The organism is Thermogemmata fonticola (assembly GCF_013694095.1).
GTDB classification, from domain to species: domain Bacteria; phylum Planctomycetota; class Planctomycetia; order Gemmatales; family Gemmataceae; genus Thermogemmata; species Thermogemmata fonticola.
This window is the reverse complement of the sequence record NZ_JACEFB010000004.1, coordinates 298081-314169: the sequence shown is the minus strand read 5'-3', so window position 1 is coordinate 314169 and position 16089 is coordinate 298081. Positions and strand designations below refer to the sequence as shown.

At 62.3% G+C, this 16089-nt stretch carries 14 protein-coding genes and 1 tRNA gene; 12 read left to right on the top strand and 3 right to left on the bottom strand.

Annotated elements, in window-relative coordinates; all coding sequences use genetic code 11:
• The first annotated feature begins 38 nt into the window (after positions 1-38).
• The 5 genes from H0921_RS08540 (at position 39) to H0921_RS08520 (ending at position 3937) form a co-directional block, all read left to right on the top strand.
• Positions 39-305, top strand: coding sequence for a twin-arginine translocation signal domain-containing protein (locus H0921_RS08540; RefSeq protein WP_194537626.1), 267 nt, complete (start codon positions 39-41; stop codon positions 303-305).
• A 35-nt stretch (positions 306-340) separates the two neighbouring features.
• Complete coding sequence (locus H0921_RS08535) at positions 341-1369, top strand: D-alanine--D-alanine ligase family protein (RefSeq protein ID WP_194537625.1); 1029 nt, start codon at positions 341-343, stop codon at positions 1367-1369.
• A gap of 31 nt (positions 1370-1400) precedes the next feature.
• Positions 1401-2432, top strand: coding sequence for a D-alanine--D-alanine ligase family protein (locus H0921_RS08530; protein WP_194537624.1), 1032 nt, complete (start codon positions 1401-1403; stop codon positions 2430-2432).
• A gap of 258 nt (positions 2433-2690) precedes the next feature.
• Positions 2691-3293, top strand: coding sequence for a protoglobin domain-containing protein (locus tag H0921_RS08525; RefSeq protein WP_194537623.1), 603 nt, complete (start codon positions 2691-2693; stop codon positions 3291-3293).
• A gap of 44 nt (positions 3294-3337) precedes the next feature.
• A complete protein-coding gene (locus tag H0921_RS08520; RefSeq protein WP_194537622.1) occupies positions 3338-3937 on the top strand; it encodes a MarR family winged helix-turn-helix transcriptional regulator in 600 nt (199 codons plus the stop codon).
• A 45-nt stretch (positions 3938-3982) separates the two neighbouring features.
• Here the strand turns inward: H0921_RS08520 and H0921_RS08515 are convergent, their stop codons facing one another.
• The 3 genes from H0921_RS08515 to H0921_RS08505 form a co-directional block, all read right to left on the bottom strand.
• Complete coding sequence (locus H0921_RS08515) at positions 3983-5182, bottom strand: TIGR02996 domain-containing protein (RefSeq protein ID WP_194537621.1); 1200 nt, start codon at positions 5180-5182, stop codon at positions 3983-3985.
• A gap of 452 nt (positions 5183-5634) precedes the next feature.
• Positions 5635-6012 (bottom strand): hypothetical protein, encoded by a 378-nt coding sequence (locus H0921_RS08510; RefSeq protein WP_194537620.1) that lies wholly within the window; start codon positions 6010-6012, stop codon positions 5635-5637.
• A gap of 1476 nt (positions 6013-7488) precedes the next feature.
• Positions 7489-7560: transfer RNA gene (locus H0921_RS08505), tRNA-Ile, on the bottom strand.
• Between the two features lie 150 nt (positions 7561-7710).
• On the opposite strand from H0921_RS08505, the gene H0921_RS08500 reads away from it, so the two are divergent.
• The 7 genes from H0921_RS08500 (at position 7711) to H0921_RS08470 (ending at position 16022) form a co-directional block, all read left to right on the top strand.
• Positions 7711-8259 (top strand): HD domain-containing protein, encoded by a 549-nt coding sequence (locus tag H0921_RS08500; protein ID WP_194537619.1) that lies wholly within the window; start codon positions 7711-7713, stop codon positions 8257-8259.
• 161 nt (positions 8260-8420) lie between these two features.
• Positions 8421-9647, top strand: coding sequence for a hypothetical protein (locus H0921_RS08495; RefSeq protein ID WP_194537618.1), 1227 nt, complete (start codon positions 8421-8423; stop codon positions 9645-9647).
• A 280-nt stretch (positions 9648-9927) separates the two neighbouring features.
• The gene (locus tag H0921_RS08490; RefSeq protein WP_194537617.1) at positions 9928-10248 is read left to right on the top strand and encodes a hypothetical protein; all 321 of its coding nucleotides are present in this window, start codon (positions 9928-9930) and stop codon (positions 10246-10248) included.
• Between the two features lie 239 nt (positions 10249-10487).
• Positions 10488-11540: a hypothetical protein gene (locus tag H0921_RS08485; protein WP_194537616.1), complete on the top strand. Its 1053-nt coding sequence runs from the start codon at positions 10488-10490 to the stop codon at positions 11538-11540.
• Between the two features lie 573 nt (positions 11541-12113).
• Complete coding sequence (locus H0921_RS08480; protein WP_194537615.1) at positions 12114-13166, top strand: hypothetical protein; 1053 nt, start codon at positions 12114-12116, stop codon at positions 13164-13166.
• A gap of 216 nt (positions 13167-13382) precedes the next feature.
• A complete protein-coding gene (locus tag H0921_RS08475; protein ID WP_194537614.1) occupies positions 13383-14756 on the top strand; it encodes a DEAD/DEAH box helicase family protein in 1374 nt (457 codons plus the stop codon).
• A gap of 33 nt (positions 14757-14789) precedes the next feature.
• Positions 14790-16022, top strand: coding sequence for a DUF790 family protein (locus H0921_RS08470; protein ID WP_194537613.1), 1233 nt, complete (start codon positions 14790-14792; stop codon positions 16020-16022).
• Positions 16023-16089 lie beyond the last annotated feature (67 nt).

Genomic DNA, 16089 nt, shown 5'->3' with positions numbered 1-16089 from the left:
GGAGCGGTTCTGTGGCCCCGGTGGCAGGAGGAGCAGCCATGAGTTCATCGGGAAACGGTGAGACGCAAGCGGCCCGGCGCCAATTCGTCCAGGGCGTGATCTGGACCGTGCTGGCGGCGGCCCTGGCCCTCGGCCTTTTGGCCTACGCCCTCCAACCGGAGAACCCCAAGGCGGACTTTTACTACCTGGCGGCGGCCCTGGCCGCTCTGGCCGCCCTGGTCAATGGCTGGTCCGCCTATCAGGGGTATCGCCGCGCACGCAGGCCCTCTCCGCCCGCTGCTTCGCCCCCGGCTTCCTCCGATTAGCTCGCTGGCTCGCCCCCTCGCCTGTGCAGTCTCCCATGCGCATCGGCATTGCTTGCACGCTCAAACCGGACACACCCCCGCCGGCCGGTCTGCCCGACGACTGGCACGAAGAGTGGGACAGCCCCGAAACGGTGACGGCGATCGCCGAGGTCTTCCGCCGCTGGGGGCACGAGGTGCGCATCCTGGGCGACGGCCCGCCGCTGGTGCAGGCCTTGCTCCGCGAGCCGCCGGAGTTGGTCTTCAACCTGTCCGAAGGATACGGGGTGAGCCGCTGCCGGGAGGCGCGCGTCCCCGCTGTCTGCGAGCTATTGGGCATCCCCTACAGCGGTTCCGACCCGCTGGCCTTGGCCCTCGCCCTGGACAAAAGCCTCACCCGCACCGTGATGGCCGCCGCCGGCCTCACCGTCCCCCAAGGGCTGACCCTTCCGCCCCCGCCCCACGGCTACGACGGCGATTACGCCGAGTTTCCCCCCTTGCTCGCCGAAGCCGGTCTCTCCCTGCCCGTGATCGTCAAGCCCGTCTGGGAAGGCTCCAGCAAAGGCATCCGCCGCCACGCCCTGGTCGAAGACCCCGCCGCGCTCGGACCGGCCGTCGTCCGCATCTGGCAAACCTACCGCCAGGCCGCCCTGGTGGAAGAATACATCGCCGGGGAGGAAGTGACCGTCGGCATCGTGGGGAATGACCCGCCCCAGGCGCTCGGCGTGATGCGCATCGTGCCCAAGGCCGACCCCCAGCGCTTCATCTACAGTCTGGAAGTCAAGCGGGCCTGGCACGATCAGGTGGACTACGAAGCCCCGGCCCGGCTGCCCCCCGCCGTCTATCAAGCGGTGGAAACCGACGCCCTAACCGCCTTCACCGCCCTGGGCTGCCGCGACCTGGCCCGCGTGGACTTCCGCATCCGCGACGGCGTCCCTTACTTCCTGGAAATCAACCCGCTGCCCGGCCTCAGCCCCACCTCCGGCGACCTCTGCTACCTGGCCTACCGCGTCGGCTACACCTACGAGCAACTCCTCCGGGCCATCCTCGAAGCCGCCACCCGCCGCTGGGGACTGCCACCCCCCTGACACCACGATCTCGCATCCTGCGGAGGCACGCATGTCCGCATCTGTCCTGGTGCTGTACAACGAACCGGTACTCCCCCCCCACCACCCGCAGTACGAAGCGGAACGGGACGTGCTCGACACCGTCGCCGAATGCACCGCCGTGCTCCGCGAGGCCGGTTACGCCGTCCGCACCCTGGGGCTGGCCCACGACCTGCAACCGTTGCTCGACGAAGTCCGCCGCCAGCGCCCCGACGCCGTCTTCAACCTCCACGAAGGCGTGCCGGAATCCTCCGTGACCGAAGTCCAAGCCGCCGCCCTGCTCGAATGGCTCGGCCTGCCCTACACCGGCTGCCCCGCCCGCTGCCTCGCCCTCGGACGCGACAAAGCCGCCAGCAAATACCTCCTCCGCGGCGCCGAACTGCCCACGCCCCCCTTCGCCCTCCTCGATGCGGACGACGAACCCCGCTGGACCGGCCGCTACCCCCTCATCGTCAAACCCACCTTCGAAGACGCTAGCATCGGCATCGAACAGGACAACGTGGTGACAACCCCCGAACAGCTCCCCGCTGCCGTCGCCCGTCTCCGCCAGCACTTCGCCCCGCCTCTGCTCCTCGAAGAACTCCTCCCCGGACGCGAATTCCACGTCAACGTCCTCGAAATCGGCCCCCCCGCCCAGCGCCGCCTCCTCGTCCTGCCCCCCGGCGAAATCGTCTTCCAACCCGCCGACCCCCGCTGGCACCCCGTCTACACCTACACCGCCAAATGGGACACCGCCAGCGGCGAATACCAACGCTGCCTCGTCCAGGCGCCCGTTACCCTCGACCCCCAACTCCAGCACGCCATCGACCACCTCGCCCGCCGCGCCTTCCGACTCTTCCACTGCCGCGACTACGCCCGCCTCGACATCCGCCTCGACGCCCACGGCCAACCCCACATCCTCGAAGTCAACCCCAACCCCTACCTCATCAGCCTCATCCTCGTCAACGCCCTCCAGGCCGCCGGCTACTCCTTTGAATGGCTCATCCTCGAACTCCTCCGCTCTGCCCTCGACCGCGCCCCCCGCCCAGCTTTGACAGCCACCTGACACTTCTCCCTCCGCGCCACCCTGCAAACCCGCCCGGACACCTCGTCCCGAAAAAATCCCTCTGGACACAACCCCCACCCCTCGCCATAATAATTAGCAGTCCTAAGTATCGGACCGCCGCCTCCCACGTCCCGACGGATTTCCCTATAGGGTTTTCCTATAGATCAAATTTATAGGGTTTCCCTATAGGCTTCCCCTTGGGAGGCGGCCGGCTCCTCCTTCCCCACAAGTCCTTCAGACCAAGAAAGGAGCGAAGCGATGAGTACGACCCCTGCCACAATTCCCGGCTACACCTACGGCCAGGCCGACACGGCCCGTTCCCCGCTGACCCTCGAAGAACTCCGGCAGCTCGAACAAGCCGTTCTCTGGACTCCCGAAGATGAACAGTACCTGCGCCAGGCCGGTGATGTCCTCGCCGATCAGATCGAAGCCATCCTCGACCTGTGGTACGGCTTCGTGGCCGCGCATCCCCATCTGCTGCGCTACTTCACCGACGCCCAGGGCCAGCCCATCGCCGAGTATCTCGCCGCCGTCCGCCGCCGCTTCGGCCAGTGGATTCTCGACACCTGCCGCCGACCCCGCGACCAGGATTGGCTCAACTACCAGTACGAAATCGGCCTGCGCCACCACCGCACCAAAAAGAACCAGACCGACCACGTCACAAACTCCGCCACCCCCGTCGTCCCCCTCCGCTACCTCGTCGCCTTCATCGCTCCCATCACCATCACCCTCCGCGATTTCCTCGCCCGCAAAGGCCACAGCCCCGCCGAAGTCGATAAAATGTATCATGCCTGGTTCAAAGCCGTCACCCTGCAAGTGGCCCTCTGGTGCCAGCCTTATGTCAAAGACGGCGACTACTGAACCGCCCGCCAAACCCCGGACCGCTGCCCTGAGGCCTTCCCGCCATGCCCGATGATGTCAACGCCAAAATCACCGCCGCCTTGGAACGCCTCGCCGTCGCCCTCCACAAAAGCCTCTGGGACGCCGCCTACGCCCAGGACCTCAGCGCCACCCAAGCCCAAATGCTCCTCTATCTCATCAGCCTCGATGACAGCGAAGTGTCCATGTCGGAATTGGCCAGCCGCTTCGGCCTGACTCTCCCCACCGTCAGCGATGCCGTCCGCAGTTTGGTCGAAAAGGGCCTGGTGGAACAGCGCCGCGCCCCCCGCGATGGCCGCATCCGCGTCGTGGCCCTCACCCCCGCCGGACGCCGCCGTGCCCGCCACCTCCAACACTGGGCCGACGCCATCCGCCAGCAAGTCGCCGCCCTCGACCCCAACACCAAAGGCACCTTCCTCGCCTGCCTCCTCGACCTCATCGCCCGCCTGCAACGCGCCGGCCTCGTCAGCCTCACCCGCCAGTGCCAAACCTGCCTCTACTTCCAGCCCCACCGCTACAGCAACCCCGACGCCCCCCACCACTGCGGCCTCCTCAACCAACCCCTCCACCTCACCGAACTCCGCCTCCACTGCCCCGACCACACCACCCTCCCCACCTCCCCCTGAAGACCGCGGAACAGCCCCCAGAACACCTCCGCCGTTACCCCCGCCTCACAGCCGCACCCGGCACTGCCGCAAATACGGCGACTGCTGCAACGCCTCCCGCCCCACCGCCCCAATCGGGTTGCCCTCCAGCTCCAACTCCGTGAGGTTCTGGAGATACGGCGACTGCGCCAACGCCTTCGCCCCCACGTCGCCAATCTCGTTGCCGCCCAGAAAAAGCCGCGCCAAAGCCGGGAAATGAGGGGACTGCGCCAGAGCCATCGCCCCCGCATCCCCGATCTGGTTACCGTTGAGCGAGAGATAGGTCAGCTTCTGGAAGTGAGGCGATCGCGCCAACGCCTCCGCCCCCGCCGCACCGATCCGGTTGATTCCCAGGTCCAGCAGTGTCAAGTTCTGCAGATGAGGAGACTCGGCCAGTGCTTCGGCCCCCGCCGTACCGATCCGGTTGAAGCCCAGCCACAGCCGGCTCAGGCGGGGAAAACGGGAGGACTGCGCCAACGCCTCCGCCCCCGCATCGCCGACCCCGTTCCACCACAGGTTGAGCGTCGTGAGATGCTCCAAGGAAGGAAAGTGCGCCAACACCTCGACCCCGGCATCACCCAGCCCGTTCCAGCCCAATATCAGCTCCGTCAGGTTCTGCAAGTAGGGGGACAACGCCAACACCAGGACCCCCTCCATCCCGATCCGTTGGGACAGCAAATTCAGCACCGCCACATGTTGAATGGAAGGCGACTGCACCAACGCACGCAGCCTCGCAACTCCGAGTTGGCTCCCCGTCACCGCCAGGTACACCACCCCCGCTAGCAACTCCAGATTCTTCAGCAGCGTGTCAAAATCCCGAAAGTCACAGCTCACCCGCCGCACGTCGATCTGCTGCCGGGCCGCACGCCACAACTTGGGAGTCCGCACCGCCACCCCTTCCACCAGGCCGCCCCAGAGGCACCAGCTCCACTTCGGCAAGCCCTCCAGCCACTCATCCCGATGCCGCTGCCACAATGCCCGCTCCCGCTCCGGCCAGTATTTCTTGTCCTCCCAACCCCAACGGCGATCCATCTCAGCCACCTGCAAGCGGATGAACTCCGCCCGTGCCGGGGCGCCGTTTTCCTCCAGAAAATCGGCCAAAATCAAGCGCGGCAGAGGGTCCAATGGCCGGCGGGCAATCTGACGCAGCAGTGTCAGTGCGGTGGACCCAAACCGCCGCCACCACGGCTCCACCACCAACGGCTCCGGCACCTCCCGCTCGCGCATGGCAAAAACTCCTCAGAATCCCGCTTCCATCCACGATGAGACTTTCCCCAAATCTACTCCATCCTACCCCGTTGTCAGACACCCCGCTACCCCCGTAGCTCTCCGCCGTTGGGCCGGGGAAACCGCACCGATTCGCCGGAAAACCCGCCGCTCCCCATCCTCTTTCCATTCGCCATTCGCGGCTATCGGGAAGTGACCTGCTGTTGTCCTGAACTGTCTCCCCGTCGATGGTTTTTAACCATTCGCCATTCGCTGTTTTCCACCGCTCGCTGCTTGCTGTTTTCCCTGCCTTTTCCCTGAAAAAACGCTTTTTTGGAAAAATTTGGCCAATTCGATTTGACAGGGACAATTTTAGGGTGTATATTTACACTAAAACATATGAACACTCAAAGAAAAAATGTCAAATGCCGCGACGGAAGGGGATTCGCCCACCCCAGGCATCCCGCCGCGAGCTAGACAAGGAGCCAGCCATGAGGACGCCGCACTGCACCCGCACCCCCTGGAGCTTCACCCCGCCTCCCGACCCCTTCCGGGAAGGGGAAGCCCACCGCGCTTTGCAACCGTTGCGGTTGCCACTCGCCCGCTCGGCGTTCCTCGGTCGTTCCTTCTGGCCCCGGCGTCGCTATGCCTCGCCTGGTCTGCTCCTCTGGTGCCGTCGCTTGCTCGGCTGGCACGAGGCGAATCTTCTCCACCGCTGGGTCGTCCCCATCTGCGGCACGCTCCTGTGGTATCTGAAAAGCATGCTGACTCAACCCTGTCAGCGGCGAAAGGCGGAACAGACTCCCACCCAACACCAGAAGCGACAACGTTCGGAGACAATGCGGCGTCACTCCCCAGCTTCCCCCGGCCCCGACACACCGGCCCTGCCTCTGAGCCTGGAGAGCATCCCCGCTCCTCCTCCGCCCCGACCGGCGCCCGCACCATCTGTCGAAGCAAAACCTGATCTTTTCTACCAATATCAACGTCGAACAAATCGTTCTGCATACGGTGCGAAATCGGCAAGCCGATCGCGGAAGCGGAGCGTGCCCTTTATCGTCGAGGCGAAGCCCCTTCCGGTGGTAGGTCGGCGAACAGCATCCCGCGGCGAAGAGCCTTCCCCCACGGGCCGGATTCGCCCCATCTGCGGTACCCGGAAAAACAAAGCGAAAACGGCGGAACAGTCGGGAGATTCCCTGGCCGTGGCAGAACCTTCCTCGGCGGAGAAGGCAGTGACATCTCGCCGCCAGCGTCGGCAGGGAGCGACCCACGGCGAGGCTTCCCCCATTCGGCCCCAGCGGCGAGGGGAGCCAACCTCGGTTCGCTCCCAGCGTTCCGCGGTAGGGTCTTCTCGGATTTCCTCCGAATTGTCAAGTGAACATGATGAACCCAGGAAACGGAAAAAGTCCGTGGAATCCGGTCATCATCCCATCTCGACAGCAGAAAAGATGCAAATGCGATTGTATAAATTAATTTGTCAATCCATAAGTGGCAATCGGCGAAGTCGTGATCAATTGATACGGTCGCTAGTATCTTTGGATCAGCGAGCCAGGCCCTCGCGTCGCTCAGGCCGTCGGGCGGAAAAGAAGCGGGAAAGTTGGGAGGTTCTCGCGGAGTTGCCCCGTCGTCCGAAGTTGACAAAGCCTTCTCAGCCACGGGAGCATTCCGAATTGTCCCGTCCGTCCCCCTTGACAGAATCACCTCCGGGGTGTGTATCCCCGCAGTCGGCGGTCATATTTCGTCAGGTTCGGCAGAGGCAGCGGCCCTTTTCGGTCCGTTTGGTCCGTTCGGTTCCCAAGGTCGCGGAGTCGGCAGCCATCGCTGGCAGTGCCGTGTCACTGGAAGAGCTGCGCACCGCCCTCCCACGACATTTTGAGGGAGCGGTTCCTCGAAAGAGTGACATTATGGCGACAGTACGCCGGAGCTGGCGTGCGAGGTTCCCGCAGCTCCGCTCTCCTTTGGCAGGGACAAGGAGTCGGTCCGAGGGGAGGTCCGCTTTTCCGCGGCAAGATGCGGGAGTTGCTTCGGGCAGGGGGTCCTCGCCTTTGAGCGGTTTTTCCCGCCTCTGCCGAGGTTTTGAGTTTGCGGAGTCATCGGCGGCAGGCAAGTGGGTTGGCAGGGGGTCCGCGGTCGTGGGCGGAGGGCAGGGCGGCTGTTCTCCGGAATTCCCCCTCATCAATTGTTGGGCGGGGTTCCAGAGCCAACATTTAGCGTGTAGCAGAGCACCGCCTTCGGTTTGCTCGCCCTGGCCTCTTGCAATTGTGGGCCTCGCTGGAGGGGGAACCCCAGGCGGCACCTTGGGCAGGGGTGAGCCATGGCGAGAGGTGGATTGGGCCCGGCGGGATTCGAACCCGCAACCAAGCGGTTATGAGCCGCCTGCTCAACCGTTGAGCTTCAGGCCCGGGTACGGCCGCCCCGTTCGGGATCATCCTGCGACTGTCCAGGCGGGTTGCTCAGGATGCTTTGGTTCCCCTATTGTAGCTCAAAAAGAGAGTCAGGAAAAGGCCGGTTGCTGGGGGTTCTCTCCTGGAACACACTGTTGCGAGGGTGACATGAGAACTTTTGAGGAGGTTGTATTGGCCGCCGTGTCGTTTGCTGCTCGCGCGCACCGGCATCAGTTGCGCAAGGATGGGCGGACGCCGTATGTGGCGCATCCGCTGCGGGTGGCGTTGATCGTCCGGCATCTATTGGGCTGCGGGGATGAGGAGGTGCTCGCCGCCGCCGTGCTCCACGACTGCCTGGAGGACACGGACACGGACTACGACGATCTGGCCGCGGCCTTCGGCGAGCAGGTCGCTCGCTGGGTCGCCGCCTTGTCCAAGGATTGCCGCCTGCCGGAGGAGCAGCGCGAGGAGGCTTACTGCCGGCAGTTGCGCGCCGCCGACTGGCAAGTGCACCTGCTCAAGCTGGCCGATATGTACGACAACCTGACGGACTCCGCCCACCTGGAACCTTTCAAGCGTGCCCAGGTTGTACGCAAGGTCCGCCGCTATCTGGAAGCCCTCCGCCCTACCTCGGCGGATCCGCCCCTGGTCTCCGCTGCGCGGCGCTTGGTGGAGCAAGCGTTGTCGCAATTAGAACAACATGAGGTGCAAGTATAATTTTATATTACAGAGCAGTCTTTATCTTGCTTCCGGACATCAACCGCCCCATAATCGCCTCAGAGAGAGGCCCGTAGGGATAGGATGGGGAGGAAGGCGCAGCCCCGCCCCTGCGATGAGGCGACCTTCGCGGCGGGACGACCTGGAGGCGAGGCACGGTCATGAGGACGATAGCCATGCGAGTCGGACCTGGAATTATCGGCATTCTGGCGACACTATGGTTTGGGTCGAGTGCGGTCTGGGCTTGCCCCTTCTGCGCACCCAGTGGCAACACATTGTCCAATGAAGTCGCCCAGGCGGATATGATCCTCTACGGCAGCCTGAGCAACGCCAAGCTAGACCCTCAGGATGGCGGCTTCAACAAAGGCACCACAGAGTTCCATATCGAAATCGTTATCAAGCCCCATGACATCATCAAAGGAAAAAAGACCATCACCATTCCCCGCTACATTCCGCCGGAAGGCCGCGGATACAAGTACCTGATCTTCTTCAACGTCTCTCCCACCGGAGAATTGGACCCCTACCGCGGCGATGCGTTCCCTCCAGACAGCCGCCTGCCGGAGTATCTCCAAGGCGCCATTGCCGTGCGCAACAAGGACGCTGCCACCCGCCTCAAGTATTTCTTCCGCTATCTGGAAGACAAGGACGTGGTCATCAGCAGCGATGCTTACAACGAATTCGCCGCCGCCGATTACAAGGAGGTGCGCGAAGTTGCCCCGCACTTCCCCCCGGAAACCCTGCTCCAATGGCTGGCCGACCCCAACACCCGTGGCAGCCGCTACGGCTTGTACGGCCTGCTCCTCGGCCACTGCGGCAAACCCGAACACGCCCGTGCCCTACGCCGACTCCTCGATGACAAAGAACGCCAATTCGCTAGCGGTCTCGATGGCGTCCTCGCCGGCTATATCCTCCTTGATCCCCAGGAAGGCTGGAAATACCTCACCCAATTGATCCACGACGACCAAGAGTTCCCCGTCAAATATGCCGTCCTGCGCACCGCCCGCTACTTCTGGGAGTTCCGCTCCGACGTCATCCCCCGCGACAAAGTCCTGGACGTGATGAAACAATTGGTCGCACAACCTGACATCGCCGATATGCCCATCGAAGACTTGCGCAAATGGAAACAATGGCAATTGACCCCGCTGATCCTTTCCTATGCGGATAAACCCTCCCACAACACCATTCCGATCAACATGCGGGCCATCCTGAAGTTTGCGATTGCCGCTGCTCAGGCTGATCCCAAAAACGCAGCCGCCGCTGCCTTCGTCGCCCAGGCTCGCCAGCAGGATGCCAAGCGGGTCGAATTTCTCGAAGAACTCCTCAAAGATGAAGAGCGCCTCCTCCAGCCCAACCCCACGCCCAAGGACTCGCCGCAACCCAAAAAGTGAACGTCCCGCAATCTCCCCGCTCCTTTTGTCGAGGAACACATCTGTAAGAGCTGAAGTGGGGGTAAGCACACCAACGAAGGGCACCGATGATGGTGCGGGTCCCGAGGACCTGCACTGTGGGAAGCATCTTTCTTCCGAAAGTGCTGAGGTTCATCGGGGGAATCCCGGCTTCGAGGGTGTGCGAGGTCAGGGTTTCCTACTCCGGTGACGATGGCAGGTCAGCGGGGAAGTTTCGACTCCGGTGGCGGGGGCTGTCGGAGGTGTGACTGGAGGGTTGCTCATGGTACGCGTGTGTGGTAAGCTCGGTTCACGTGTGTGTGGTCTGCTCGGTTCGGTGTGTGGTTCGGTGGGGTTGGCAGTGCTGGTGGTGGCCCTGGCGGCAATGGCCACCCGCCACGCCTACGCGGAGGACCCGTCCGTGATACTGAATTGCCCGTGTGATCCGAATGATCCGAATTACCAAGAGTGCCTCGCCGCCTGCCAGATTCCGCCATGTTCGCAGTGTAGTAACGGCTGCACTAATATCCCGAAAGAAAGAGGATGTCTGGGGGACTTCTCTTGGCTGCACTGCTTTACCTCGTTGCAATTGCCGGTGTCTTGATCCGAGGGAAGGTAGGTTTTGCGGTTGCTACTGAGTGGTAGGAGAAATGTCTCTTTGCTGTCATCGCGAGTCGTGATGTTCTTTACCGAGTGCACCACAAGGGTGGAAGGAGTGGTGCAGGTGCACTCAGTTGCTTGTTCAATCACGAAGATGGAAAGTTTATTCTGACTTGGCGGTGTCAAAAATAGTGACGGGGTGGAGTCACCGGATTTGCCCTGGATGGGAAGGAGATTCAACCGATGCGTGGGGTGGCTGGCGTGTGGGCTGGTGCACTGCTGATAGGGCTGGGGGCGTGGAGTGGGCAAGCTCAGGAGCTGAGCGGAACAGAGGGTTTACGCTTGTTACAGCAAGAGGCTTTACCCCGGTGGCGGGAGTATGAGCAGCAAGCGGACCGATGGGTGGGAACCGCGATTTATCAGAATGAGGTCAAGCAGGCAAATGGCAAGCAGAATCGGAGTCGGAGCCGGTACGTGGTGCGGCAGTCGGCAGCGGGCGGGGTGTTCGAGCATTATTTGGAGGATTATGAGCCGTGGGAGGAGGCGGGACGTGGGGATTTTGCCTATGGGGTGAATTCGCGGTATGCGTTTTGGTTGGAGAAGTCCTTGAGTGGGACGAAGGGAGGTGGGGGTTGGCAACTGCGGATGATCGATGAAGGGGGAGAGGGGAGGAGTTTTCGCGGGTCGGAGAGCGATTTTTCGGTATGGAAGACGATACGATGGATGAAGTACAGGGGGATCGATGTTTTGGGGAAGACGTTACCGGAGTTGTTGGAGTACCAGCCGTTTCGGGTGGTGGGGATGCGGAGGGTGAGTCGGGAGGGTGGGGAGTTGTGGGTGGTAGATTTTGAGTGTCCGCATGCGGTGGATAAGCCGCCACCTTATTTTGTGCAAGGCGGGACAATGATGTTAGATTCTACTGGATATTGGACACTGATGGAAGGGCGTTTTCGTACTCAAGATATTATTGGCACTGGAATAACTGAGATTCGTATTGAATACAAGGTTGATAATGGAGTACCAATACCAGTGCGATATTATCATACGAGTTCTTTCTCTGATGGTGGTGAGAGCCGCATGGAATATACCTACGACTGGTCGGTACCAGCAAGGCCGTTACCGGAGTCGGAGTTCACTTTGTCGCATTATGGTTTGCCGGAGCCGGTGGGGGTGGTACCTCCGAGGCGGACGCCGGTGTATGTGTGGTTGTTGGTGGCCGCGGGGGTGTTGCTGACCTTGGCGGTCGTCTTCCGCTGGCTAGCTCGCCGCCTGCGCCGCGGCCCCTCCGAGGGGTGAGGGAAAAGAGCGGGGGAGCTGGGCCGCATCTCGGCGGGGTGGAGGGCGACGGAGCGGCGGACCAGACGACCCTTGTGTGGGAATCGCGGTGTTGGTGGTCGCCCTGGCGGCGCTGGCCACCCGCCCCGCCTACGCCGAGGACCCATCTGTGATACTGAATTGCCCGTGCGATCCGAATGATCCGAATTACCAAGAGTGCCTCGCCGCCTGCCAGATTCCGCCATGTTCGCAATGTAGTAACGGGTGCACTAATATCCCGAAAGAAAGAGGGTGTCTGGGGGGGACTTCTCTTGGCTGCACTGCTTTACCTCGTTGCAATTGTCGGTGTCTCGATCCGAGGGAAGGTATGTTTTGCGGTTGCTACTGAGCGGTAAGGCAAATGTCTCTTTGCTGTCATCGCGAGTTGTGATGTTCTTCACCGAGTGCACCGCAAGGGTGGAAGGAGTGGTGCAGGTGCACTCGATCTGTTTGTTCAATGACGGAGGGGAAAAGTTTATTCTGACGTGGCGGTGTCAAGACTGCTGACGGGGTGGAGTCACCAGCTTTGCCCTGGATGGAAAGGAGATTCAACCGATGCGTGGGGTGGTTGGTGTGTGGGCTGGGGCGCTGTTGGTAGGGGTGGGAACATGGGGTGGGCAAGCTCAGGAGCTGAGCGGAACAGAGGGTTTGCGCTTGTTACAGCAAGAGGCTTTACCCCGGTGGCGGGAGTATGAGCAGCAAGCGGATCGATGGGTGGGAACCGCGATTTATCAGGATGAGGTCAAGCGGGCAAATGGCAAGCAGAGTCGGAGACGGAGCCGGTATGTAGTGCGGCAGTCGGCGGTGGGCGGGGTGTTCGAGCATTATTTGGAGGATTATGAGCCGTGGGATGAAGCGGGGCGTGGGGATTTTGCCTATGGGGTGAATTCGCGGTATGCGTTTTGGTTGGAGAAGTCTTTGAGTGGGTCGAAGGGGGGTGGGGGTTGGCAACTGCGGATGATCGATGAAGGGGGAGAGGGGAGGAGTTTTCGCGGGTCGGAGAGCGATTTTTCGGTATGGAAGACGATACGATGGATGAAGTACAGGGGGATCGATGTTTTGGGGAAGACGTTGCCGGAGTTGTTGGAGTACCAGCCGTTTCGGGTGGTGGGGATGCGGAGGGTGAGTCGGGAGGGTCGGGAGTTATGGGTGGTAGATTTTGAGTGTCCCCATGCGGTGGACAAGCCGCCGCCTTATTTTGTGCAAGGCGGGACGATGATGTTAGATCCTGCTGGATATTGGACGCTTGTGGAAGGGCGTTTTCGTATTCAAGATATTATTGCCACTGGAATAATGGAGATTCATATTGAATATAGAGTTGATAATGGAGTGCCAATACCAGTTCGATATTATCAGACGGGTTCTCGCTCGAATGGTACTAATTTTCGAGAAGAGTTTATGTATGATTGGTCGGTACCGGCCAGGCCGTTACCGGAGTCGGAGTTCACTTTGTCGCATTATGGATTGCCGGAGCCGGTGGGGGTGGTGTGGGAGAGGCGGACGCCGGTGTATGTGTGGTTGTTGGTGGCGGCGGGGGTGTTGCTGACCTTGGCGGTCTTCTTCCGCTGGCTGGCCCGCCGTCTGCGCCGCGGCCTGTCGGAGGGGTGAATCCGAAGGGAGAGTCCTATCCTTTCTTTGCCGCTGCAAGTGTCTTCAATCCTTCCAAGTCCCTCCTCAAGCTGGTCGTGCGGGTTTCTGCCGCTGAGCCTAGAATAGGCGGGGAGCGTTGCGGTGGGATAAATCCGAAGGGCGTCGGAGGGCAGGTTGGAAGTCAGAGGGCAAAATGGGAAGGTAGTCCTGAGCGGGCAGGAGGCGGCAGGAGCGATGGGCAAGCTGCGCTTGCGCTATGATCGGGCCACGGTGATTGTTGAAGCCGAGGCGGGGGAGACAGTGCCTTCCCTGCCGGGGCTAGTGTGGGACCCGCGCACGGAGCAATGGCGGGCGCAGGGGCGTTACTACCGGGCGATTGTGGAGGAATTGCGGCGGCAGCAGATCGAGTATGTGGACGAGGCGCGCGGCTGGGGTACGGAAGGGGCCGGCTGGCGCTTGCGCGATGAGCGCGTGCCGTGGGACTATCAGCGTCAGGCGGCGGCGTGTTGGCTCCAGGAGCGGCGGGGGGTGATCGTCCTGCCCACGGGAACGGGGAAAACCTTCGTCGCTTTGCAATGTATCGCGGCGGTGAATCGCCCGACGTTGGTGGTCACGCCAAAGATCGACCTGATGGTGCAATGGGCGGCGGAGCTGGAGCGGTGTTTCGGGATTACGGTGGGGATGGTCGGGGCGGGGGAGTTCAATTACCAGCCGATGACGGTGACCACCTACGATTCGGCCTACATTCATTTGGAGCGCTGGGCCAACCGCTTCGGCATGGTGGTGTTCGACGAATGCCATCATTTGCCGGGGGCGTCCTATCAGGCGGCAGCCCAGGGGGCGTTAGCGCCGTTCCGCTTGGGTCTGACGGCCACACCGGAGCGGAGCGACGGCGGGGAAGCCCTGCTGCCGGAATTGATCGGTCCGATCGTCTATCGCCTGGACATCCGCGACGTGGCGGGGGAATATCTGGCTCCCTACGAGGTGCGGCGGGTGTATGTGGAACTGACCGCGGAGGAACAAGGCCGCTATCAGCAGTGCCGGGAGCTTTACCGCCGCTTTATCAGTGAGCAGAATCTTTCGCTGAGCAGCCCGGAAGGGTTCCGCCGCTTTCTGTTCGTGGCCAATCGCAGTGCGGAAGGGCTGGCGGCATTGCGCGCGTATCGGGAGCAGAAGCGGATCGTGCAAGGAGCCAGCGAGAAGTTTCGGGTGCTGGCCGAGCTGTTGCAGCGCCATGCCGGGGAACGGACCTTGATTTTCACGGCCAACAATGCGACAGTTTATGCGATCGCCCGGCAATTTTTGCTTCCGGCGATGACCAATCAGACCAAGGCCCGCGAGCGGAAGGAGATTCTGGAGCGGTTGCAGCGGGGCGAATACACGGCGGTGGTGACCTGCCAGGTTCTGAACGAGGGGGTCGATGTTCCCTCGGCGTCGGTAGGGATCATCTTCGGGGGATCGGGGAGTACGACGGAGAATGTCCAGCGCTTGGGGCGAATTCTGCGCAAGCATGGCGACAAGCAAGCCGTGCTGTATGAGATTGTGGCTCGCGGAACCGCCGAGGAATACGTCAGCGAACGGCGTCGGCAGCACCGGGCCTTTCAATGAACGCTCGCTTTTGTTGGGGTGGAATTCCCGGCTATGCTGACCGGCAAGCTGTTACGGGTGCGGCATCAGAGGCATCAAGTGGTGCCGCTTTACGTTTCGCTCCAGGACCCGCTGGTCCGGACCCTGGCGGAGCAGCTCCTGGAGATTTTCCGCCGCAGTGTGGGCCGCAGTCGAGGCGAAATCGCCGAGGAACTGGCGGACCTGATTCCAGAAGGTCCGCAGGGGCTGTTGCCCGCCGGCCTGGCCCACTTGCTGGAAGAGCGCTGCAGCTTCCAGAGTGTCACGGCGGTGTCTCCGGAGCCGTTGCGGGCGGCTGTGTTCACCCTGGCCGCGCAGCGCCGCCGCCAGTGGGCCGCCGAGGGAAAACCGTTCGACCGCCAGGCTGTGCTCGCTGAGGCCCTTCGGAGCTACAGCCAGTTCGAGAGTACCGGCCAACTCGAAGAGGCCCTGTTCGCCGACTTGAAAAGCGAGCAACGCATTGTGGCCTTCGAGGACCTCAGCGCGGAACGCCTGCTGGAGCGCTACAACGTGGCGCTGGCCCAAGGGGTCCTCCTGCGTGCGGTACGCCTGGAGATTCAGGTGAGCGGAGCCACGCCGGCCCGTTTCCGGCAACTGTGCCGGGCCGTCAAGTTCCACCGTCTGATTGTCCGAATTAGCCCCACCGGTCCGGAGAATTATCGCCTGGAGGTGGACGGTCCGCTGTCTCTCTTTTCTGCCACGCAGAAGTACGGCCTGCGACTGGCGTTGTTTTTGCCCACCTTGTTGCACTGCGCCTCGTTTCACCTCCAGGCCCATCTGCGCTGGGGCCGAGCCGGGAAAGCAGCGCGGGACAAGACGTTTACCCTCTCCTCGGCGGACGGCTTGCGCTCCCATCTGCCGGATTTCGGAATGTACACACCTCCGGAACTGGAGGCGTTCGTGCAGGCCTTCCGCAGCCGGATTCGCGACTGGAGCCTCCAGAGCGAACCCGCCCCTCAGATGGTGGGCGACTCCGTATGGGTGCCGGATTATCGTCTGGTCCATCAGCCGAGCGGACGGGAGGTGTATTTGGAGTTTTTCGGTTTCTGGCGCAAGGCGGACCTGCACCGGCACTGCGCGCGGTTGCATCAGGCGCTTCCGGGCCGCTTTCTGCTGTGTGTGGGGGAGGGACTGCGGGTAGACGAGGAAACCCAGGAGCGGTGGGACGCCGCCGTCTATCGTTACAAGCGGGTGCCGCTGGCGGAGGAGGTGGCCGAGCGAGCGGCCCAGGTGGCGGGAGTGGCGTAATCCGAGTCCAGCGGGCAGCGGCTCACATCTCCCGGCAGCAGCTCCGTACAATGGCACAAAGTGGCCG